We start from the raw sequence: 20,742 nt of genomic DNA on the forward strand, positions 1-20,742 counted from the left end.
TGTCTCCTTTTTTATGGCAAATCAGGCGGGAGCAGCCAATACCTGGACAGAATCACGTAGCGACGCCATGGGCGGCACGGGCGTAGCCGCTGGCAGTTATGGCAGCGGGGCGTTAATCAACCCCGCGTTGCTGGCAAAGGCAAAACCGGACGATGATGTGACGGTCATTTTGCCGTCCGTTGGGGTGCAGGTGACAGATGAAGACAATCTTCAGGATGAGATTGATACCATCAACGACAAAATCAATCACTATAAGGATGTGGTTGATAACCTTACGCCCATTGAAGTCATCACCAATCCGTTAGGTTCGATCAACCAGTTCCAGGGCGCGGCCAAAGATCTTGCCGATGAACTGGACTATCTCAAGGGTAAAACTGCACGTGCAACGGCTGGGGCAGGACTTGCCGTGAGTATCCCTAACGATGTGCTTTCCGTGGCCTTTATGGCCAAAGGTTATGCTCATGGTCGGGTTAGCTCATCTATCGACCAGCAAGATATTGATTATCTGCGCAGTATTCAAAGAAGCGATGTGGTTGCTGCCGGTGTTGCCCTGGATGCAGCGCTGAATGGCACGGATCAGATCACCAAAAACCTCAACTCAACGGCGTCTGGCCGGGCGGCGATTGTGTCCGACTATGGTATTGCGGTTGCCCGTCAGTTCGATCTTGGTGGCATCCCGGTTTCCGTGGGCGTAACGCCAAAACTGCAAAAAACCTGGATCTATAACTACACCACCTCCATCTACGATTACGACAGTAATAAGTGGAACGATAGCCGCTACCGTACAGACGATACGGGCTTTAACGTTGATGCTGGTATTGCCGCTGATTTTGGCGAAAACTGGACGGTCGGCCTGAGCGGGCAAAACCTGATGTCACGCGATATTGACAGCAAAGATATCCGCATACGCAACGGGCGTACGGGAGAAGTGGTGAGCTATAAAGACACCTACCAGATCCGTCCGCTTGTCACCGCGGGCGCCGCCTGGCACAACGATCTGGTCACGCTGACCGCTGATGGCGATCTAACCGAAACCAAAGGTTTCAAGAGCGAAGATACGTCGCAGTATGTCGGGGTAGGTGCTGAAGTGACCCCGCTGAGCTGGCTGGCGGTACGCGCAGGTTATCGTGCTGACGTGAAAGGCAACGACAGCAATGTCTTTACCGGCGGTGTTGGCTTTGCGCCGTTTAACACCGTCCACGTTGACCTGATGGGCCTGTACGGCGAGGACGAAACCTGGGGCGCAGGAGCACAGCTGAGCATGACGTTTTAACCTGAACCGGAGGCGCTGCGCCTCCGGCTTTTCTTTGTGCTATAGTAGCGCCCCTTTTCCACCAGATGCTTAAAACTTCGCCATGTCGTCAGAACTACAGACTGCTTTCCCCGCACACCGTTTCTCCATTGCGCCGATGCTCGACTGGACGGACAGACACTGCCGTTACTTCCTGCGTCAGCTCTCCCGCCATACGCTGCTGTATACCGAAATGGTGACAACCGGGGCAATTATTCACGGTAAGGGCGACTATCTGGCCTATAGCGAAGAGGAGCATCCGGTTGCGCTGCAGCTGGGCGGCAGCGATCCGATCGCGCTGGCGCAGTGTGCAAAGCTGGCAGAAGAACGCGGCTATGACGAGATTAACCTGAACGTAGGTTGTCCTTCCGATCGCGTGCAGAACGGCATGTTCGGCGCATGCCTGATGGGCAACGCACAGCTGGTGGCGGACTGCATCAAAGCCATGCGTGACGTCGTCTCTATCCCGGTGACGGTCAAAACCCGTATCGGCATTGATGACCAGGACAGCTACGAATTTCTGTGCGATTTCATCAATACCGTTGCCGGAAAGGGCGAGTGCGAGATGTTCATCATCCACGCGCGTAAAGCCTGGCTTTCCGGCCTCAGCCCGAAAGAGAATCGCGAAATCCCGCCGCTGGACTACCCGCGCGTATACCAGCTGAAGCGCGATTTCCCGCACCTGACGATGTCGATTAACGGCGGCATCAAGTCTCTGGAAGAAGCGAAAGCGCATCTTACGCATATGGATGGCGTGATGGTCGGACGTGAGGCGTATCAGAACCCCGGTATCCTGGCGACGGTCGATCGTGAAATCTTTGGTGTTGAAGATGCAGATACCGATCCGGTGGCGGTCGTGCGTGCCATGTATCCGTATATTGAGCGTGAGCTGAGCAACGGCACCTACCTTGGCCATATCACCCGCCATATGCTTGGCCTGTTCCAGGGTATTCCGGGCGCGCGCCAGTGGCGTCGCTACCTGAGCGAGAATGCGCATAAAGCCGGAGCGGATATTGAGGTGCTGGAACACGCATTGCGTCTGGTGGCAGATAAGCGATAAATTTCACTAAAAGATCGTCAAATTCACCACGCCCCGCCCAATGTTGCGGGGCATTTTGCTTTCAGAACAATATGTTACGTTTGGCATGATTCTTGTAATGCTTTCTGCATCATTCGGGGCTCGCGGGAGAACACCATGCTGGAACTACTTTTTGTGATTGGCTTTTTTGTGATGCTGATGGTGACGGGCATTTCGCTGCTCGGCATTCTTGCGGCGATCGTTGTGGCGACGGTGGTGATGTTTATCGGCGGGTTATTTGCGTTGACGCTCAAACTGTTACCGTGGTTGCTGCTTGCTGTCGCGGTGGTATGGGTGATACGGGCGATTAAATCGCCAAAAGTGCCCAGTTATCAGCGCAATAACCGCTTCCGTTACTAAGGTATTGAGGGGTTCGTCACATACTTGTAACTTTTCCGGCAGCATGCCTTAGAACAGAATAGGATTTACTTATCGAATCTGTCACTATGACTGCCGCTAAAGAATTCATCGAGCTGTACCCTACATACAGCCGAACTAAAAAAAGAAAGGGCTTCCCACGGGAAGCCCAATTTCTTTTTAGGGCCTAGGGGATCAGCAGGCTTGAGCCCTGCGTCGCCCGGCTTTCCAGCACCTCATGTGCGCGCTGCGCATCAGTAAGTGCGTATTTCTGCGCATCCGCCACGTCTACTTTGATCACACCGCTGGCGATCAGCGAGAACAGTTCGTTGCTGGCTTCCTCCAGTTCTTCCCGGTTGGTGATGTATCCTTGCAGGGAAGGGCGAGTCACATAAAGAGAACCCTTCTGGTTCAGAATGCCCAGGTTAACGCCGGTTACCGCGCCTGACGCATTCCCGAAGCTTACCATCAGACCACGACGCTGCAGGCAGTCCAGCGAGGCTTCCCAGGTATCTTTCCCCACCGAGTCATACACGACCCGCACTTTTTGGCCGTGCGTGATCTCTTTTAGCCGTTCAGCAATGCTCTCTTCACGGTAGTTGATGACCTGCCATGCACCGGCCTGCAGCGCACGCTGCGCTTTCTGCGCGCTGCCGACGGTGCCGATAAGCTTCGCGCCCAGCGCCTTCGCCCACTGGCAGGCGATCAGCCCCACGCCACCGGCAGCGGCATGAAAGAGGAACTGTTCGTCAGGTTTGATCTCATAGGTTTTACGCAGCAGGTAAAATACCGTCAGTCCTTTCAGGAACGAGGCGGCAGCCTGTTCAAAGGAGATCGCGTTAGGCAGAAGGGCGGCCTTGTCTGCGGGAACATTGTGAACGGAACTGTAAGCGCCGAGGGCAGATTGCGCATACACCACGCGGTCGCCCTCTTTGATATGCTTAACGGCACTGCCCACTTTGATGACCACACCCGCCGCCTCCGTTCCCAGCCCGCTCGGCATCGACGGAGGTGGGTAGAGACCGCCGCGAATGTAGGTGTCGATGTAGTTAATGCCAATCGCTTTGTTTTCAACCTGGATTTCATTTTCGCCAGGTGCGGCGGGGGTAAACTCCACCGCTTTAAGCACGTCTGGTCCACCGTGTTTCTGGAATTCAATGCGCGTTGCCATGCTCCCTCCGTAAGAAAAATATGGTAATCTTTCGACCCACTCTTTATCTCGGTAACTCCATTCACTATGGCAGGAAACAAACCCTTCAACAAACAGACTGAACCCCGCGAACGTGATTTCCAGGTCGCAGGGTTAAAAGTCCCGCCGCACTCGATTGAAGCGGAACAGTCGGTGTTGGGCGGTTTAATGCTGGATAACGAACGCTGGGACGACGTCGCGGAGCGCGTCGTGGCGGAAGATTTCTACACCCGTCCGCATCGCCATATCTTTACCGAAATGGCGCGCCTGCAGGAGTCGGGCAGCCCGATCGACCTGATCACGCTCGCGGAATCGCTTGAGCGACTGGGGCAGCTTGACAGCTGTGGCGGGTTCGCCTACCTGGCAGAACTGTCAAAAAATACGCCAAGTGCGGCGAATATTAGCGCTTACGCTGACATCGTGCGCGAACGTGCCGTTGTGCGCGAAATGATCTCGGTGGCGAACGAAATCGCCGAAGCCGGTTTTGACCCGCAGGGTCGCTCCAGCGAAGATCTGCTCGACCTTGCCGAATCCCGCGTCTTTAAAATTGCCGAAAGCCGTGCAAATAAAGACGAAGGCCCAAAAAACATTGCCGATGTGCTCGACGCTACCGTTGCGCGTATCGAACAGCTGTTCCAGCAGCCGCATGATGGTGTGACCGGCGTAAACACCGGCTATGACGACCTCAATAAGAAAACTGCCGGTCTGCAGCCGTCGGATTTGATTATCGTCGCCGCGCGTCCGTCGATGGGTAAAACCACTTTTGCAATGAACCTCGTTGAAAACGCGGCGATGTTGCAGGATAAGCCGGTGCTGATTTTCAGCCTTGAGATGCCCTCCGAGCAGATTATGATGCGTTCCCTGGCGTCGCTGTCGCGCGTGGATCAGACCCGCATTCGTACCGGACAGCTCGACGATGAGGACTGGGCGCGGATTTCCGGCACCATGGGCATTCTGCTGGAAAAACGGAACATCTATATTGATGATTCCTCTGGCCTGACGCCGACGGAAGTGCGTTCCCGCGCCCGTCGTATTGCCCGCGAACACGGCGGCATTGGCCTCATCATGATCGACTACCTTCAGCTGATGCGCGTCCCGTCGCTCTCCGACAACCGCACGCTGGAAATTGCAGAGATTTCCCGCTCGCTCAAGGCGTTAGCCAAAGAGCTGCACGTGCCGGTGGTGGCGCTTTCCCAGCTTAACCGCTCACTGGAACAACGTGCCGACAAGCGCCCGGTCAACTCCGACCTGCGTGAATCCGGCTCCATCGAGCAGGATGCCGACTTAATCATGTTCATCTACCGTGATGAGGTTTATCACGAGAACAGCGACCTGAAAGGGATTGCTGAAATTATTATTGGTAAGCAACGTAACGGCCCCATCGGAACGGTACGTCTGACCTTTAACGGGCAATGGTCGCGCTTTGATAACTATGCGGGACCGCAGTACGACGACGAATAAGGATTTTACATGCAAGCGGCAACTGTAGTTATTAACCGCCGCGCTCTGCGACACAACCTGCAACGTCTGCGCGAACTGGCACCCGCCAGCAAGCTCGTTGCAGTCGTGAAAGCGAACGCTTACGGACACGGTCTTCTCGAGACCGCGCGAACGCTCCCCGATGCCGACGCCTTTGGCGTCGCTCGTCTTGAAGAAGCTCTCCGCCTGCGCGCGGGCGGTATTACCCAACCGATTCTGCTCCTCGAAGGCTTTTTTGAAGCGTCGGATTTGCCCACTATTGCCGCTCAGCATCTGCACACGGCGGTACACAATGAAGAACAGCTTGCGGCACTCGAAACCGCCGAGCTGAGCGAGCCGGTGACCGTGTGGATGAAGCTCGACACGGGCATGCACCGTCTGGGCGTGCGCCCGGAAAATGCAGAGGCGTTTTATCATCGCCTGTGTCAGTGCAAAAATGTGCGCCAGCCGGTGAATATCGTCAGCCATTTTGCTCGCGCCGATGAACCGGAGTGTGGTGCGACAGAGAAGCAGCTCGATATCTTCAACACCTTCTGCGAAGGCAAACCGGGAATGCGTTCCATTGCGGCATCCGGCGGCATTCTGCTGTGGCCGCAGTCGCACTTCGACTGGGCTCGCCCGGGCATTATCCTTTACGGCGTGTCGCCGCTGGAGGGCAAACCCTGGGGGCCAGATTTCGGTTTCCAGCCGGTGATGTCCCTTGTCTCTAACCTGATCGCCGTGCGCGAGCACAAAGCCGGTGAGCCGGTGGGTTACGGCGGCACATGGACCAGCGAACGCGATACGCGACTGGGCGTGGTGGCGATGGGGTATGGTGACGGTTATCCGCGTGCCGCACCGTCGGGTACGCCGGTTTTGGTAAATGGTCGTGAAGCGAAAATTGTTGGTCGCGTCGCGATGGACATGATTTGCGTTGACCTTGGGCCAGAAGCGCAGGACAAAGCAGGCGATGCAGTGGTGATGTGGGGAGAAGGTTTGCCTGTTGAACGCATTGCTGAATTAACGAAAGTGAGTGCTTACGAACTTATCACGCGGCTGACGTCAAGGGTAGCGATGAAGTACATTGATTGAACCGCCAGTGGAGTGAGGGATTTAACCTCACTCCAACTTTATTAACATCCTCTCGACCTTCTCCCACTTCCAGTTTATTGTTGAAATTCCTGCCTCATCGAATTCCGGAGAACCATCGCGTGTTTCAGACAGTTGACGCCTATGCCGGCGACCCTATTCTCTCCTTAATGGAGCGTTTCAAAGAAGATCCTCGCAGCGACAAAGTGAACCTCAGCATTGGCCTGTATTACAACGAGGATGGCATCATTCCGCAGTTGGAGGCCGTTGCTGAAGCGGAAGCGCGTCTGAACGCTGTTCCGCACGGTGCCTCCCTTTATCTGCCGATGGAAGGGCTAAATGCCTACCGCAATACCATCGCGCCGCTGCTGTTTGGTGCCGATCACGCGGTGCTCGCGCAAAAACGCGTGGCGACCATCCAGACGCTGGGCGGCTCGGGTGCGCTGAAAGTGGGGGCCGACTTCCTGAAAAAATACTTCCCGGATTCAGGCGTATGGGTCAGCGATCCGACGTGGGAAAACCACGTTGCGATCTTCGAGGGCGCAGGCTTCAAAGTGGCGACCTATCCATGGTTCGACAGCGAAACCAACGGCGTGCGCGTTGACGCGCTGCTGGAAAAACTGAACTCGTTGCCTGAGCGCAGTATTGTGCTGCTGCACCCGTGCTGCCATAACCCGACCGGGGCCGATCTCACCAATGCCCAGTGGGATGCGGTGATTGAGGTACTGAAAGCCCGCAACCTGATCCCGTTCCTCGACATTGCCTATCAGGGCTTTGGTGCGGGCATGGAAGACGATGCTTACGCCATCCGCGCCGTGGCCAGCGCCGGGCTGCCAGCGCTGGTCAGCAACTCCTTCTCCAAAATCTTCTCGCTTTACGGCGAGCGCGTGGGCGGTCTGTCCGTGGTGTGTGAAGACGCCGAAGCGGCGGGTCGCGTGCTGGGTCAGCTCAAAGCAACGGTGCGCCGCATCTACTCCAGCCCGCCAAACTTTGGGGCGCAGGTGGTGGCGACGGTTCTCGGTGACGAAAAGCTGAAAGCGTCCTGGCTTGCTGAAGTGGAAGCAATGCGTAAGCGCATTCTCTCGATGCGTCAGGAACTGGTTAATGTCCTGAAAGAGGCTGTGCCGGGTCATAACTTCGACTATCTGCTCAAGCAGCGCGGAATGTTCAGCTACACCGGACTGAGCGCGGCGCAGGTCGATCGCCTGCGCGATGAATTTGGCGTTTACCTGATTGCCAGCGGTCGTATGTGCGTGGCGGGACTGAATGCCAGCAACGTCCAGCGCGTGGCGCAGGCGTTTGCTGCTGTAATGTAAGTACCTACTTACTCTCTCTCTCCCCGTGGGAGAGGGTTGGGGTGAGGGCATCAGGCCGCACAAGAATGTCGCCCGATACTTTGTGATCGTCTTCTTTTTATTCAGCTTCATAAGCAAAAACTCCTTCCCTTTACCTCCTGCTGGGGTTATGGTCGGGTAGATTTTTGACCATTCACTCAAAATAAAAGATAACAATCTGAATATTCAGGGGAAAATATGCGCAAGATCACACTGGCGCTCAGCGCCGCCTGCTTATTGTTCTCGCTTAACAGTGCAGTCGTTGCGCGTGCATCTGCACCGACGCCGCTTTATACCGGTACCACCGCCGCCATTCTTGCCGAGCAGGCACCCATTCACTGGGTCTCTGTGGCACAAATCGAAAACAGTCTGGTAGGCCGTCCGCCGATGGCCGTTGGCTTCGACATTGACGATACCGTCCTCTTCTCGAGTCCAGGCTTCTGGCGAGGCAAACAAACCTGGTCGCCAGACAGCGAAGCGTATCTGAAGAACCCGGCGTTCTGGGAAAAAATGAACAACGGCTGGGACGAATTCAGCATCCCGAAAGAGGTGGCACGCGCGCTGATCGCCATGCACGTTAAGCGCGGCGACAGCATTTACTTTGTCACCGGACGCAGTCAGACCAAAACGGAAACCGTTTCAAAAACGCTGCAGGATGATTTCCTGATCCCGGCTGCCAGCATGAACCCGGTTATTTTTGCGGGCGATAAAGAAGGGCAAAACACCAAAACCCAGTGGCTGGAACAGAAAAATATCAAAGTGTTTTATGGTGATTCCGATAACGACATCACCGCCGCGCACGACGCAGGAGCCAGAGGCATCAGAGTATTACGCGCCTCTAACTCGACCTATCGACCGCTGCCGATGGCCGGGAAATTTGGCGAAGAGGTGATTGTTAATTCCGAATACTGAGTTATGCTGGTTTTTTGAACAAATCAGGCCTGCCGGGTTTACCTTTTGTCGTCTTGCTGCACACTTAAAGAGGCAGATACTCAGTTCGCGTTTAACCCATTCACAGGGGAGCAAAGATGACAATTTCGGAGATACTTCAGTACTGCATGAGCAAGCCGGGCGCGGAGCAAAGCGTCCACAGCGACTGGAAAGCCACGCAGATTAAGGTCGGTGATGTCCTGTTTGCGATGGTGAAAGAGGTGGAAGGCCGTCCGGCGGCGTCTCTGAAAACCAGCCCGGAGCTGGCCGATTTATTGCGCCAGCAGCACGATGATGTCAGACCAAGCAAGCATCTGAATAAAGCGCACTGGAGCACAGTCTATCTCGACGGTTCCATTCCCGGGTCGCAAATTTACTACCTGGTGGACGCGTCCTATCAGCAGGCGGTTGAGCTGCTGCCGGAAACAACCCGACAGCAGCTCTCCGTGTGACGATTACAGCAACGGTTTAAGGAAGCGCGCGGTGTGCGAGGCTTCGCACTCTGCAACGGTCTCTGGCGTGCCGGAGACGAGAATTTCACCACCGCCGCTGCCGCCTTCCGGGCCGAGATCGACAATCCAGTCCGCGGTTTTAATCACGTCCAGGTTGTGCTCAATCACCACGATAGTGTTGCCCTGATCGCGCAGCTGATGCAGCACCTCGAGCAACTGCTGAATGTCGGCAAAGTGCAGACCGGTAGTCGGCTCATCAAGAATGTACAGCGTCTGACCGGTGCCGCGTTTTGACAGCTCACGCGCCAGCTTCACGCGCTGCGCTTCACCACCGGAAAGCGTTGTCGCCGACTGCCCCAGACGAATGTAGGTCAGGCCCACGTCCATCAGCGTTTGCAGCTTACGCGCCAGCGCAGGGACGGCGTCAAAGAACTCGCGCGCCTCTTCGATGGTCATGTCCAGCACTTCGTGAATGGTCTTGCCTTTGTACTTAATCTCCAGCGTTTCGCGGTTATAGCGCTTGCCTTTGCACTGGTCGCATGGCACGTAGATATCCGGCAGGAAGTGCATCTCAACCTTGATCACACCGTCACCCTGGCACGCTTCACAGCGACCGCCGCGCACGTTAAAGCTGAAACGTCCTGGCGTATAGCCGCGTGAACGCGCTTCCGGCACACCGGCAAACAGTTCACGTACGGGCGTAAAGACGCCGGTATAGGTCGCCGGGTTGGAGCGCGGCGTACGGCCAATCGGGCTCTGGTCGATGTCGATAACCTTATCGAAATGCCCCAGCCCCTGAATGTCGCGGTACGGTGCAGGCTCGGCCAGCGTCGCACCGTTCAGCGCCGTCTGCGCAATCGGGAACAGCGTATCGTTAATCAGCGTCGATTTACCGGAACCGGACACGCCGGTGATACAGGTAAACAGGCCAACCGGCAGCGTCAGGGTGACGTCTTTCAGGTTGTTACCGCGCGCGCCGGTCAGCTTCAGCACTTTTTCCGGATCTGCCGCTACGCGCTGTTTTGGCACCTCAATCTTACGCTTGCCGCTCATGTACTGGCCGGTCAGCGACTCGGGAACCGCCATGATGTCTTTCAGCGTCCCTTCTGCAACGACCTGACCGCCGTGTACGCCTGCGCCAGGGCCAATGTCGATGACATGGTCAGCCGCACGGATCGCATCTTCGTCGTGCTCAACCACAATTACCGTGTTGCCGAGGTTGCGCAGATGAACCAGCGTGCCGAGCAGACGCTCGTTGTCGCGCTGGTGCAGGCCGATGGACGGCTCATCCAGCACGTACATCACGCCTACCAGGCCCGCGCCAATCTGGCTGGCCAGGCGGATACGCTGGGCTTCACCGCCGGAGAGCGTTTCTGCAGAGCGGGAAAGCGTCAGGTAGTTCAGGCCGACGTTCACCAGGAACTTGAGGCGATCGCCAATCTCTTTCAGCACTTTTTCGGCGATTTTCGCACGCTGGCCGGAGAGCTTCAGGTTATTGAAGAAGTCCATCGCGTGGCCGATGCTCATGTCTGAGATGGTCGGCAGCGCGGTGTTTTCCACGAACACGTGGCGCGCTTCGCGACGCAGGCGCGTGCCCTCACAGGTGGCGCAGGAGCGGTTGCTGATGAACTTCGCCAGCTCTTCACGTACCGCACTGGATTCGGTCTCTTTGTAGCGGCGCTCCATATTGTGCAGCACCCCTTCGAACGGGTGGCGACGCACGGAGGTATCGCCGCGATCGTTCATGTACTTGAACTCGATGTTCTCTTTACCGGAACCGAAGAGGATCACTTTGTGCACGTTCGGGCTCAGGCTGGCCCACGGGGCTTCAACATCGAACTTGTAGTGCTCTGCCAGCGATTTCAGCATCTGGAAGTAGTAGAAGTTACGCTTGTCCCAGCCGCGAATGGCGCCGCCCGCCAGCGACAGCTCCGGGTTCTGAATCACGCGGTCCGGATCGAAATACTGCTGGACGCCCAGGCCGTCACACGTCGGGCAGGCACCCGCCGGGTTGTTGAAGGAGAACAGACGCGGTTCCAGCTCGCGCATGCTGTAGCCGCAAATCGGGCAGGCAAAGTTGGCGGAGAAGAGCAGCTCTTCCGCTTTCGGGTTGTCCATGTCGGAGACCACGGCCGTGCCGCCAGACAGTTCCAGCGCCGTCTCAAAGGATTCCGCGAGACGCGTGGCGAGATCGTCACGCACCTTAAAGCGATCAATCACCACTTCGATGGTGTGCTTCTTCTGTAGTTCCAGCTTTGGCGGATCCGACAGGTCACACACTTCGCCGTCAATACGGGCACGGATATAGCCCTGGCTTGCCAGGTTTTCCAGCGTTTTGGTGTGCTCGCCTTTACGCTCTTTAATGATCGGCGCCAGCAGCATCAGGCGTTTGCCTTCCGGCTGCGACAGCACGTTATCCACCATCTGGCTCACGGTCTGGGCCGTCAGCGGGACGTCATGGTCCGGGCAGCGCGGCTCGCCCACGCGGGCATACAGCAGACGCAGGTAGTCGTGAATTTCGGTAATGGTACCGACCGTAGAACGCGGGTTATGCGAGGTGGACTTCTGCTCAATAGAGATAGCAGGGGACAACCCTTCAATATGGTCGACATCCGGTTTTTCCATCAGCGACAGGAACTGACGCGCGTACGCAGAGAGTGATTCAACGTAACGACGCTGTCCTTCGGCATACAGAGTGTCGAAAGCCAGTGAGGATTTGCCAGACCCCGAAAGCCCGGTCACGACAATGAGTTTGTCGCGAGGGATTATGAGGTTGATATTCTTGAGATTGTGGGTGCGGGCGCCCCGAACTTCGATCTTATCCATTCACCTTTCCCGGTTGGAACACGGATTGCCTGATTTGTTTGAAGGACAAACGGCTGTCAGAAACGGCTAATTATGACACAATTTGACCTGTTTGAATATACAGTATTGGAATGCATTTTCTGATTGGCTGTGTAACAATGTCGAGTTCGCGAGAGATTTCTGAACCAACTACGCAACTATGCAAATTGCCGCGTGGAAATGGTACACTCGCGCGTTTACACTATTAAGAAACGTATTCAGGAGACACGAACATGGCCAGCAGAGGCGTAAACAAGGTGATTCTCGTCGGTAATCTGGGCCAGGACCCGGAAGTACGCTACATGCCGAGTGGTGGCGCAGTTGCCAACATTACGCTGGCTACTTCCGAATCCTGGCGTGATAAAGCGACCGGTGAGATGAAAGAGCAGACCGAATGGCACCGCGTTGTGCTGTTTGGCAAACTGGCCGAAGTGGCCGGTGAGTATCTGCGTAAAGGTTCTCAGGTCTATATCGAAGGCCAGCTGCGTACCCGCAAATGGACCGATCAGTCCGGCGCTGAGAAGTACACCACGGAAGTCGTGGTGAACGTGGGTGGCACCATGCAGATGCTGGGTGGCCGTCAGGGCGGTGGCGCACCGGCAGGTGGCGGTCAGAGCCAGCAGCAGGGCGGTTGGGGTCAGCCTCAGCAGCCGCAGGGCGGCAACCAGTTCAGCGGCGGCGCGCAGTCTCGTCCGCAGCAGCAGTCTGCTCCGGCCCCGTCTAACGAACCGCCAATGGATTTCGACGACGACATTCCGTTCTGATCCACGGACGCGAAAACAAAAAACCCAGACATCGTCTGGGTTTTTTTATTGATGAAGGGATCAGGTAATCACCATCGGCCAGTCTGGCGGCGTGTGGCTCATGGCTTCCACCATCACCACTTTTATATTTTCCCAAACGGCAGCGATATCCAGCAGGGTAATGCCAAGCAGACCCGTTGCAAACCAGCAGGCTGCGCCCAGCCCCAGCAGGGTGCTGATCACCGCAAGGCCAGCGTAGTCAGATTTACGAAACTGAATGTTCAGCGTGCTGGCTAAAAACATCAACACCGCACTTAACAATGGCCAGCGCAGGAGAACCATGCTGGTAGTAATGGTCGCCATAAACCCATCCTCGACAAAACAGACGAACTGAAATGAAACAATGTTTCTCGTTACACAAGATATGTGAACTATATCACACTTGCTGTTTTATTCGCCAGCATCACGGCGTGGAAAAATGGGCGATTTATCACCATGGAGAATATATCTTTGTAAGCGAGGCTGACGCCTCAACGCACCGTCCGCCAGGGCAAGTGCGGCGAGAGAGGGGATCACGAGGCTTGCGCAAGAGACATGTCTGGTCAGCCATTTTCCTGGCAAGTGAAGCGTTATTTTTACGCCCTTCATAAAAATATGCTGGTTGCGTTTGATTATTAATAAATCAAACCACGAAGCAGAGGGGAACAATTATCACGAAATTTCATGTTCATCTTGTTCTTTTTTCATGCGGCCAGAAGTTTGGTTTAATCAATGATCCGCTGTTGTGCTAGCTAAAACCTCCCGCCTGTACTGGATAATTATTTTCCTTAATTGAAACGGAACGAATACTTTTAGTTTAGCTTACGGGAAAATATTATCGTCATAACCAATTTTAAGATTTTTAATACTAAAAGTCGGTTGCTAACTTCGCATGATTCATGCAACGTAATCATCTGTTTATCAAAGCATCCGGCCTTCATTACTACAGGCGTACAACATGCAGGGATATAGGGCGGGAAATGAATCGTAGCGCGCGGCGCAAGATGCTCAGGGGGGTAGGGATCATCATGGTAGTTATGCTACCGGTGATGCTTGCGCTATGGTTTGCCCAGCTCAGAGCCGTGTCGGAAACAAGCGCCCAACTACGCACATTTGCTGGACTGGCGTTAGACAAAACAGAACTTGTCATTCAACAGGTTGATTTAGCACGCGATGGCGCTGAACAATATCAGGGTAAACTGTGTACACCTGAGCACCGGCAATATATGTTGAATGTGGTTCGTGGTCGTCTTTTCGTCGCCGATTTAATTTATGCACAAGGCCAACGTTTTCTTTGTTCAACCGTTTTTACCCCCGACCAGCCCTATCTGATTTCTGTCGCCAATTACAAACGTAAACCCGACATTGCCATCTATTATTATCGCGATACGCCATTTTTTACAGGGTATAAAATGACATATATGCAGCGTGGTAATTATGTTGTGGTGGTCAATCCGCTTTCTTACAGTGAAGTGATGTCAGCCGATCATTCTCTGTCGTGGGGGGTGTACGACACGGTAACTAATGCATTCTTTTCCGTCAGCCAGCAGGCCAATATTACATTATTGAATACGCTAATCCGGGATAAGGAATCGACATTTCAAAAAGATGACCGTTTTTATACCATCGTTAAATCCGATAAACGCCCCATCGCAGCCATCGTCTCCACATCGAATACACGCTTTTATGAAACGCTTTATCATCAGGCCACACTGACGCTGCCGCTGGGGATGATCTGCAGCATTATTATTCTTCTGGTGTGGTCACGCACCCACCGTGAACTCAACTCCCCAGGCCGGTTGCTGCATCGTGCGCTGAATAAGCGCCAGCTTTGCGTCCATTATCAGCCAATTATTGATATTAAAAATAATCGGTGCGTGGGGGCAGAAGCGTTACTGCGCTGGCCTGGCTTTAACGGACAGGTGATGAGTCCGGTGGAATTTATCCCGCTGGCGGAAAAAGAGGGCATGAGCGAACGTATTACGGATTACGTCGTCGAAGAGGTATTCAGCGATCTGGGGCATTTCCTGGCGACGCATCCCGATCTCTATATTTCCATTAACCTGTCGGCGACTGATTTTCACTCTTCGCGCCTGATCGCGATGATCTCGGACAAGGCCAGGCACTATGCCGTGCGCGCGCAGCAGATAAAGATTGAAGTGACGGAACGCGGGTTTATTGATGTTCCTAAAACCACACCCGTTATTCAGGCTTTCCGTCAGGCGGGCTATGAAGTGGCCATCGATGATTTCGGGACCGGTTATTCCAACCTGCATAACCTTTATTCGCTGAATGTCGATATCCTGAAAATCGATAAATCCTTTATCGATACCTTAACGACCAACAGCACCAGCCACCTGATTGCCGAGCACATCATCGAGATGGCGCAAAGTTTGCGTCTTAAAACCATCGCGGAAGGTGTGGAAACGGCAGAGCAGGTCAGCTGGCTGTTGAAGCGTGGCGTGCAGTATTGTCAGGGATGGCACTTCGCGAAAGCGATGCCGCCCCAGGAATTTATGGCCTGGCAGCAGCAACCTTTGCACTGATACACATTAATTCAACTGATGGCGGTAATCGCTCGGCGTGCGGTCAAATTCACGACGAAACACGCGGGAAAAGGTTTGTTGCGAGACATAGCCAAGATCCATCGCGATATCAAAAATAGGCCGTTGCGTCGAACGTAGCGCCTGCGCTGCCAGCAGCAGTCTGCGCTGGCGAATGTACTCACCCAGCGTCTGATGCATGACGGTGCGGAACATTCTCTGTAAATACCATTTCGAATAGCCCGATTTTTTAGCGACCACATCAATGTTCAACGGTTGGTCGATATGTTCATCAATCCATTCAATAAGCGTCTGAATAATTTGCTGATGCGACATAAGGTTGCCCCTCTGTAGATACATCTATCCTGGTGGATTCGTCGTTTTCTCTGCGGGGGAGTATAATTCCTCAAGTTAACTTGAGGTAAAGAGGTTTTATGGAAAAGAGATTGCCGCGAATTAAAGCGCTCCTAACCCCCGGTGAAGTGGCAAAGCGCAGCGGCGTTGCGGTGTCGGCGCTCCACTTCTATGAAAGCAAAGGGTTAATTAAGAGTATCCGTAATGCCGGAAACCAGCGGCGTTACACCCGCGACGTGCTCCGCTATGTGGCGATTATCAAAATTGCGCAACGAATCGGAATCCCCCTGGCCACCATCGGCGATGCGTTCGGCGTGCTGCCGGAAGGACACACGCTTAGCCCGAAAGAGTGGAAAGAGCTGTCGTCCCAGTGGCGTGAAGAGCTTGACCGACGCATTCACACACTGGTCGTGCTGCGTGACGAACTGGATGGCTGTATTGGCTGTGGGTGTTTATCTCGCAGCGACTGCCCGTTGCGTAACCCCGGCGACAGGCTGGGCGAGCAGGGTACGGGCGCGCGGTTGCTGGAAGAGGATTGAAATCGGTTTGCCGGGTGGCGGCAGCTCCTACTCGGCCTACAAAACCGAGAACGTAGGCTGGGTAAGCGAAGCGCCACCCGGCAAAAAGCACAATAAAGAACTAAAGCGCCACAAAGGGCGCTTTAGTTTTTCCCGGTCTTTGTCTTTCTCTCTATCCCGCTGGTTCACGGGAGGGTTTCCCCCGACGTCAGCACCCCTCATGTCGAGCAAGTTGGGGAGGTTCCGGTTTGTGCTGACACTTTAATTCTATGCAAGACCCCGATTTTCGCCAGCGCAGTGGGTTTCTTTTTAGCCAAAATTTTTTCGCGATGTTGTTCGATTTTCTATAGTTAGAAAGTATGAATTACAGGAGACAATCATGCTCACGGTACATCACCTTAGCCAGTCACGCTCGCACCGCGTGATCTGGGCGCTGGAAGAACTTGCCCTGCCTTATGAGATCGTTCATTACCAGCGTGAAAAAACCATGCTGGCGCCTGAGTCTCTCAAAAAAGTGCATCCGCTGGGCAAATCACCGGTCATTGAAGATAACGGGCTGATCCTTGCCGAGTCCGGTGCCATTCTGGAGTATCTCCAGGAAACCTACGACGCAGAATCACACCTTAAACCGCGGGATCCTGCCCACAAGGTGCAATATCGTTTCTGGCTGCACTACGCAGAAGGTTCCCTTATGCCATTGCTGTTAATGAAGCTGGTTTTTAACAGCCTGGGCAAACCCCCCGTGCCGTTTGGGATGCGCACGCTGGGGAAAGCGCTAGGGCAGGGAGTGCAAAAAGCTTACCTCAACCGCCAGCTGGAAACCCATGCGCGTTTTATCGAATCGCACCTTTCAGAAAACAGTTGGTTTGCCGGTGACACGCTCAGCATGGCCGATATTCAGATGAGTTTTCCGATCTTTGCCCTGCTGGCGCGCGGTGGCGTTGAACACCTCCCGCATACCCATGCCTGGAAGAAAAAGGTCGAAAACCGGCCCGGCTGGCAAAAAACACTCGAACAGGGCGGGCCGCTCACTATCCCTGGCGAAGGGTGAAATGTTACTAAATTGCGCATAGACGATAACGTTTGCGCATCGTCTGTTTATTTCTTCATCGTCATAAGGGAATTTTAGCGAAAAACGAGAAAGTTCAGTTGAAAAGGGCGGGGATTAGGCTAGATAATCGTTTGCCTTAATTTGACCACCCGTTTCGTAAGCGCGGAGCTAAACGTTTGCTTTTTTTGTGACGCCCCTTTTGTCGCAAACGCAAGACATGGATTTGACGTTATAGCTGGCAGTGGCGTCTCCACCACGCTTATGAACGTTCTATAAAAACTCTCAGGGGATGTTTTCTATGTCTACGCCATCTGCGCGTACCGGCGGTTCGCTTGACGCCATCTTTAAAATTTCAGCTCGCGGTAGCACCGTGCGCCAGGAAGTCGTTGCTGGTCTGACGACGTTTCTGGCGATGGTGTACTCCGTCATCGTTGTTCCGGGCATGCTGGGCAAAGCGGGCTTCCCGCCTGCGGCTGTCTTTGTTGCGACCTGTCTGGTGGCCGGTGTTGGCTCTATCGTGATGGGCCTGTGGGCGAACCTGCCTCTGGCGATAGGCTGTGCCATCTCGCTGACTGCCTTTACCGCGTTTAGCCTGGTGCTGGGTCAGCACATCAGCGTGCCCGTTGCGCTCGGTGCCGTGTTCCTGATGGGCGTGCTGTTTACCGTGATTTCCGCCACCGGCATTCGTAGCTGGATTTTGCGCAATCTTCCGCAGGGCGTGGCGCACGGTACCGGCATTGGTATCGGCCTGTTCCTGCTGCTGATCGCCGCGAACGGCGTGGGCCTGGTGATTAAGAACCCGCTGGACGGCCTGCCGGTGGCGCTGGGCAACTTCGCCAGCTTCCCGGTGATCATGTCCCTGATTGGTCTGGCGGTAATTATCGGTCTGGAAAAACTGAAAGTGCCGGGCGGCATTCTGCTGACCATTATCGGCATTTCGATTGTAGGCCTGATCTTCGACCCGACCGTGCACTTCTCCGGTATCTTCGCCATGCCGTCCCTGAGCGATGACAAAGGCAACTCCCTGATTGGCAGCCTGGATATTGTCGGCGCGCTGAATCCGGTGATCCTGCCAAGCGTGCTGGCACTGGTGATGACCGCCGTGTTTGACGCGACCGGTACCATCCGCGCAGTGGCCGGTCAGGCAAACCTGCTGGATAAAGACGGCCAGATTATCGACGGTGGCAAAGCGCTGACCACTGACTCCCTGAGCAGCGTCTTCTCTGGTCTGGTAGGTGCGGCACCTGCGGCGGTGTACATCGAGTCCGCAGCGGGTACGGCGGCAGGCGGTAAAACCGGTCTGACGGCGATCACCGTCGGCGTGCTGTTCCTGCTGATCCTGTTCCTCTCTCCGCTCTCTTATCTGGTCCCGGCTTATGCGACCGCGCCTGCGCTGATGTACGTCGGCCTGCTGATGCTGAGCAACGTGGCGAAAATCGATTTTGCAGACTTCGTGGATGCGATGTCCGGCCTGATCACCGCAGTCTTTATCGTGCTGACCTGCAACATCGTGACCGGCATTATGATCGGTTTCGCCTCGCTGGTGATTGGTCGTCTGGTCTCGGGTGAATGGCGCAAGCTGAACATCGGCACCGTCGTTATCGCCATCGCACTGGTGGCGTTCTACGCGGGTGGCTGGGCAATCTAAGTTGTCCATTGATGCGAAAACGGGTGGCTCAGGCCGCCCGTTTTTATTTTCAGGACTCATCCCGTTGCCTTTTGCGTTACTCTGGAGAAGATAGAATAAAAGGCACGACGCCTTAGGTTTGGCTTATAAGCAACACAGCAAACAGGGAACGCATGGAAATCTTCTTCACAATACTCATCATGACCCTTGTGGTCTCGCTATCCGGGGTGGTTACACGCGTACTGCCCTTTCAAATTCCCCTGCCATTAATGCAAATTGCCATCGGTGCGCTGCTGGCGTGGCCGACGTTTGGCCTGCACGTCGAGTTCGACCCGGAACTGTTCCTCGTGCTGTTTATCCCGCCGCTGCTGTTCGCCGACGGCTGGAAAACCCCCACGCGCGAATTTCTGGAGCACGGCCGCGAGATCTTCGGCCTCGCGCTGGCGCTGGTGGTTGTTACCGTGGTCGGGATTGGCTTCCTGATCTACTGGATGGTGCCGGGCATTCCGTTAATACCTGCCTTTGCGCTGGCCGCCGTGCTGTCGCCAACCGATGCCGTGGCGCTTTCCGGCATTGTGGGCGAAGGCCGTATTCCGAAGAAAATCATGGGGATTTTGCAGGGCGAGGCGCTGATGAACGACGCCTCCGGTCTGGTCGCACTGAAATTTGCCGTGGCGGTAGCCATGGGCACCATGGTCTTTACCGTCGGCGGTGCGACCCTGGAATTCTTTAAGGTGGCGATTGGCGGCATTTTGGCTGGCTTCGTGGTGAGCTGGCTGTACGGTCGCTCCTTGCGCTTCCTCAGCCGCTGGGGCGGTGATGAACCTGCAACGCAAATCGTTCTGCTGTTCCTGCTGCCGTTTGCTTCCTACCTGATTGCTGAACACATCGGCGTGTCGGGCATTCTGGCGGCAGTGGCGGCAGGGATGACCATCACCCGCTCCGGCGTGATGCGCCGCGCGCCGCTGGCGATGCGCCTGCGTGCAAACAGTACCTGGGCGATGCTCGAATTCGTGTTTAACGGCATGGTATTCCTGCTGTTGGGCCTGCAGTTGCCCGGCATTCTGGAGACCTCGCTGGTGGCGGCTGAGGCCGATCCGAACGTTGAAACCTGGCTGCTCTTCACCGATATCGTGCTGATTTATATGGCGCTGATGCTGGTGCGTTTTGGCTGGCTGTGGACGATGAAAAAATTCAGCGTGCGCTTCCTGACCAAAAAGCCGATGGAGTTCGGTTCGTGGTCAACGCGTGAGCTGCTGATTGCCTCTTTTGCGGGCGTGCGCGGGGCGATCACCCTTGCCGGTGTCCTCTCCATTCCGCTGCTGCTGCCAACGGGGGATGTCTTCCCGGCGCGTTACGAACTGGTGTTCCTGGCCGCTGGCGTCATTCTCTTCTCACTGTTTGTCGGCGTGATTATGCTGCCGATATTGCTGCAGCATATCGACGCGGGTGATTCCACTCAGCAGCACAAGGAGGAGCGTATTGCCCGGGCGGCGACGGCCGAAGTGGCAATTGTGGCTATCCAGAAGATGGAAGAGCGTCTGGCCGCGGATGCGGAAGAGAACATTGATAATCAGCTGCTGACGGAAGTGAGTTCCCGCGTGATTGGTAACCTGCGTCGTCGGGCCGACGGGCGTAACGACGTGGAAAGCTCGCTGCAGGAGGAGAACCTTGAGCGCCGGTTCCGTCTGGCGGCGCTGCGCTCCGAGCGTGCCGAACTGTATCACCTGCGCGCCACGCGCCAGATCAGCAACGAGACGCTGCAAAAGCTGCTGCACGATCTGGACCTGCTGGAAGCGCTGTTGATAGAGAATCAGTAGCGCTGTAATTGCCCGGTGGCGCTGC

18 protein-coding genes are annotated in these 20,742 nt (G+C 55.2%); 14 read left to right on the forward strand and 4 right to left on the reverse strand.

Going from position 1 to position 20,742, the window contains the following annotated elements; all coding sequences use genetic code 11:
• Window positions 1-13: 13 nt before the first annotated feature.
• The 3 genes from traF (at window position 14) to pspG (ending at window position 2,729) form a co-directional block, all read left to right on the forward strand.
• Window positions 14-1,273 carry a conjugal transfer protein TraF gene (traF, locus tag N2K86_RS01445; protein WP_176602214.1) on the forward strand — a complete coding sequence of 420 codons (1,260 nt, stop codon included), beginning with the start codon at window positions 14-16 and terminating at the stop codon, window positions 1,271-1,273.
• An 82-nt stretch (window positions 1,274-1,355) separates the two neighbouring features.
• The gene (gene dusA / locus N2K86_RS01450) at window positions 1,356-2,351 is read left to right on the forward strand and encodes a tRNA dihydrouridine(20/20a) synthase DusA (RefSeq protein ID WP_260660217.1); all 996 of its coding nucleotides are present in this window, start codon (window positions 1,356-1,358) and stop codon (window positions 2,349-2,351) included.
• A gap of 135 nt (window positions 2,352-2,486) precedes the next feature.
• Window positions 2,487-2,729, forward strand: a complete 243-nt coding sequence (pspG, locus tag N2K86_RS01455) for an envelope stress response protein PspG (protein WP_109492555.1) — start codon at window positions 2,487-2,489, stop codon at window positions 2,727-2,729.
• 184 nt (window positions 2,730-2,913) lie between these two features.
• On the opposite strand, the gene N2K86_RS01460 is transcribed toward pspG, so the two are convergent.
• A complete protein-coding gene (locus N2K86_RS01460) occupies window positions 2,914-3,897 on the reverse strand; it encodes a quinone oxidoreductase (RefSeq protein ID WP_260660218.1) in 984 nt (327 codons plus the stop codon).
• 66 nt (window positions 3,898-3,963) lie between these two features.
• Here N2K86_RS01460 and dnaB point away from each other — a divergent pair, with 66 nt between their 5' ends.
• From dnaB to N2K86_RS01485, 5 genes are all read left to right on the forward strand, one after another.
• Entirely contained in the window at window positions 3,964-5,376 is a 1,413-nt protein-coding gene (gene dnaB, locus N2K86_RS01465; protein WP_042718383.1) for a replicative DNA helicase, read from the forward strand.
• A gap of 9 nt (window positions 5,377-5,385) precedes the next feature.
• Window positions 5,386-6,465 (forward strand): alanine racemase, encoded by a 1,080-nt coding sequence (alr, locus tag N2K86_RS01470; protein WP_260660219.1) that lies wholly within the window; start codon window positions 5,386-5,388, stop codon window positions 6,463-6,465.
• Between the two features lie 119 nt (window positions 6,466-6,584).
• Window positions 6,585-7,778 (forward strand): aromatic amino acid transaminase, encoded by a 1,194-nt coding sequence (gene tyrB / locus N2K86_RS01475; protein WP_260660220.1) that lies wholly within the window; start codon window positions 6,585-6,587, stop codon window positions 7,776-7,778.
• Window positions 7,779-7,994: 216 nt separating this feature from the next.
• Window positions 7,995-8,708: an acid phosphatase AphA gene (aphA, locus tag N2K86_RS01480; protein ID WP_260660221.1), complete on the forward strand. Its 714-nt coding sequence runs from the start codon at window positions 7,995-7,997 to the stop codon at window positions 8,706-8,708.
• Window positions 8,709-8,824: 116 nt separating this feature from the next.
• The gene (locus N2K86_RS01485) at window positions 8,825-9,178 is read left to right on the forward strand and encodes an MmcQ/YjbR family DNA-binding protein (RefSeq protein WP_023310053.1); all 354 of its coding nucleotides are present in this window, start codon (window positions 8,825-8,827) and stop codon (window positions 9,176-9,178) included.
• Between the two features lie 3 nt (window positions 9,179-9,181).
• Here N2K86_RS01485 and uvrA read toward each other — a convergent pair whose 3' ends face one another.
• Window positions 9,182-12,004: an excinuclease ABC subunit UvrA gene (uvrA, locus tag N2K86_RS01490; RefSeq protein ID WP_260660222.1), complete on the reverse strand. Its 2,823-nt coding sequence runs from the start codon at window positions 12,002-12,004 to the stop codon at window positions 9,182-9,184.
• Window positions 12,005-12,255: 251 nt separating this feature from the next.
• On the opposite strand from uvrA, the gene ssb1 reads away from it, so the two are divergent.
• Window positions 12,256-12,786: a single-stranded DNA-binding protein SSB1 gene (ssb1, locus tag N2K86_RS01495; RefSeq protein ID WP_023310055.1), complete on the forward strand. Its 531-nt coding sequence runs from the start codon at window positions 12,256-12,258 to the stop codon at window positions 12,784-12,786.
• A 60-nt stretch (window positions 12,787-12,846) separates the two neighbouring features.
• Here ssb1 and N2K86_RS01500 read toward each other — a convergent pair whose 3' ends face one another.
• Window positions 12,847-13,128: a YjcB family protein gene (locus N2K86_RS01500; protein ID WP_008503385.1), complete on the reverse strand. Its 282-nt coding sequence runs from the start codon at window positions 13,126-13,128 to the stop codon at window positions 12,847-12,849.
• A gap of 656 nt (window positions 13,129-13,784) precedes the next feature.
• Between N2K86_RS01500 and N2K86_RS01505 the strand changes: the two genes are divergently transcribed.
• Window positions 13,785-15,350, forward strand: a complete 1,566-nt coding sequence (locus N2K86_RS01505; protein WP_260660223.1) for an EAL domain-containing protein — start codon at window positions 13,785-13,787, stop codon at window positions 15,348-15,350.
• Between the two features lie 6 nt (window positions 15,351-15,356).
• On the opposite strand, the gene soxS is transcribed toward N2K86_RS01505, so the two are convergent.
• The gene (gene soxS, locus N2K86_RS01510; protein ID WP_013095071.1) at window positions 15,357-15,683 is read right to left on the reverse strand and encodes a superoxide response transcriptional regulator SoxS; all 327 of its coding nucleotides are present in this window, start codon (window positions 15,681-15,683) and stop codon (window positions 15,357-15,359) included.
• A gap of 98 nt (window positions 15,684-15,781) precedes the next feature.
• Here soxS and soxR point away from each other — a divergent pair, with 98 nt between their 5' ends.
• From soxR to N2K86_RS01530, 4 genes are all read left to right on the forward strand, one after another.
• Window positions 15,782-16,240 (forward strand): redox-sensitive transcriptional activator SoxR, encoded by a 459-nt coding sequence (gene soxR, locus N2K86_RS01515; RefSeq protein WP_089598624.1) that lies wholly within the window; start codon window positions 15,782-15,784, stop codon window positions 16,238-16,240.
• A gap of 358 nt (window positions 16,241-16,598) precedes the next feature.
• Window positions 16,599-17,270: a glutathione S-transferase family protein gene (locus tag N2K86_RS01520; protein WP_260660224.1), complete on the forward strand. Its 672-nt coding sequence runs from the start codon at window positions 16,599-16,601 to the stop codon at window positions 17,268-17,270.
• 298 nt (window positions 17,271-17,568) lie between these two features.
• Window positions 17,569-18,918: a guanine/hypoxanthine transporter GhxP gene (ghxP, locus tag N2K86_RS01525; protein ID WP_260660226.1), complete on the forward strand. Its 1,350-nt coding sequence runs from the start codon at window positions 17,569-17,571 to the stop codon at window positions 18,916-18,918.
• Between the two features lie 152 nt (window positions 18,919-19,070).
• A complete protein-coding gene (locus tag N2K86_RS01530) occupies window positions 19,071-20,717 on the forward strand; it encodes a Na+/H+ antiporter (protein ID WP_260660227.1) in 1,647 nt (548 codons plus the stop codon).
• Window positions 20,718-20,742: the final 25 nt, after the last annotated feature.

Source organism: Enterobacter mori, assembly GCF_025244905.1.
GTDB lineage: Bacteria > Pseudomonadota > Gammaproteobacteria > Enterobacterales > Enterobacteriaceae > Enterobacter > Enterobacter mori_A.

Coding starts and splice junctions, on each gene's coding strand:
- ssb1 (WP_023310055.1), top strand. CDS start 12,256: ATGGCCAGCAGAGGCGTAAACAAGGTGATTCTCGTCGGTAATCTGGGC.
- N2K86_RS01530 (WP_260660227.1), top strand. CDS start 19,071: ATGGAAATCTTCTTCACAATACTCATCATGACCCTTGTGGTCTCGCTA.
- N2K86_RS01500 (WP_008503385.1), bottom strand. CDS start 13,128: ATGGCGACCATTACTACCAGCATGGTTCTCCTGCGCTGGCCATTGTTA.
- pspG (WP_109492555.1), top strand. CDS start 2,487: ATGCTGGAACTACTTTTTGTGATTGGCTTTTTTGTGATGCTGATGGTG.
- soxR (WP_089598624.1), top strand. CDS start 15,782: ATGGAAAAGAGATTGCCGCGAATTAAAGCGCTCCTAACCCCCGGTGAA.
- traF (WP_176602214.1), top strand. CDS start 14: ATGGCAAATCAGGCGGGAGCAGCCAATACCTGGACAGAATCACGTAGC.
- aphA (WP_260660221.1), top strand. CDS start 7,995: ATGCGCAAGATCACACTGGCGCTCAGCGCCGCCTGCTTATTGTTCTCG.
- N2K86_RS01505 (WP_260660223.1), top strand. CDS start 13,785: ATGAATCGTAGCGCGCGGCGCAAGATGCTCAGGGGGGTAGGGATCATC.
- N2K86_RS01485 (WP_023310053.1), top strand. CDS start 8,825: ATGACAATTTCGGAGATACTTCAGTACTGCATGAGCAAGCCGGGCGCG.
- uvrA (WP_260660222.1), bottom strand. CDS start 12,004: ATGGATAAGATCGAAGTTCGGGGCGCCCGCACCCACAATCTCAAGAAT.
- alr (WP_260660219.1), top strand. CDS start 5,386: ATGCAAGCGGCAACTGTAGTTATTAACCGCCGCGCTCTGCGACACAAC.
- ghxP (WP_260660226.1), top strand. CDS start 17,569: ATGTCTACGCCATCTGCGCGTACCGGCGGTTCGCTTGACGCCATCTTT.
- dusA (WP_260660217.1), top strand. CDS start 1,356: ATGTCGTCAGAACTACAGACTGCTTTCCCCGCACACCGTTTCTCCATT.
- soxS (WP_013095071.1), bottom strand. CDS start 15,683: ATGTCGCATCAGCAAATTATTCAGACGCTTATTGAATGGATTGATGAA.
- N2K86_RS01520 (WP_260660224.1), top strand. CDS start 16,599: ATGCTCACGGTACATCACCTTAGCCAGTCACGCTCGCACCGCGTGATC.
- N2K86_RS01460 (WP_260660218.1), bottom strand. CDS start 3,897: ATGGCAACGCGCATTGAATTCCAGAAACACGGTGGACCAGACGTGCTT.
- dnaB (WP_042718383.1), top strand. CDS start 3,964: ATGGCAGGAAACAAACCCTTCAACAAACAGACTGAACCCCGCGAACGT.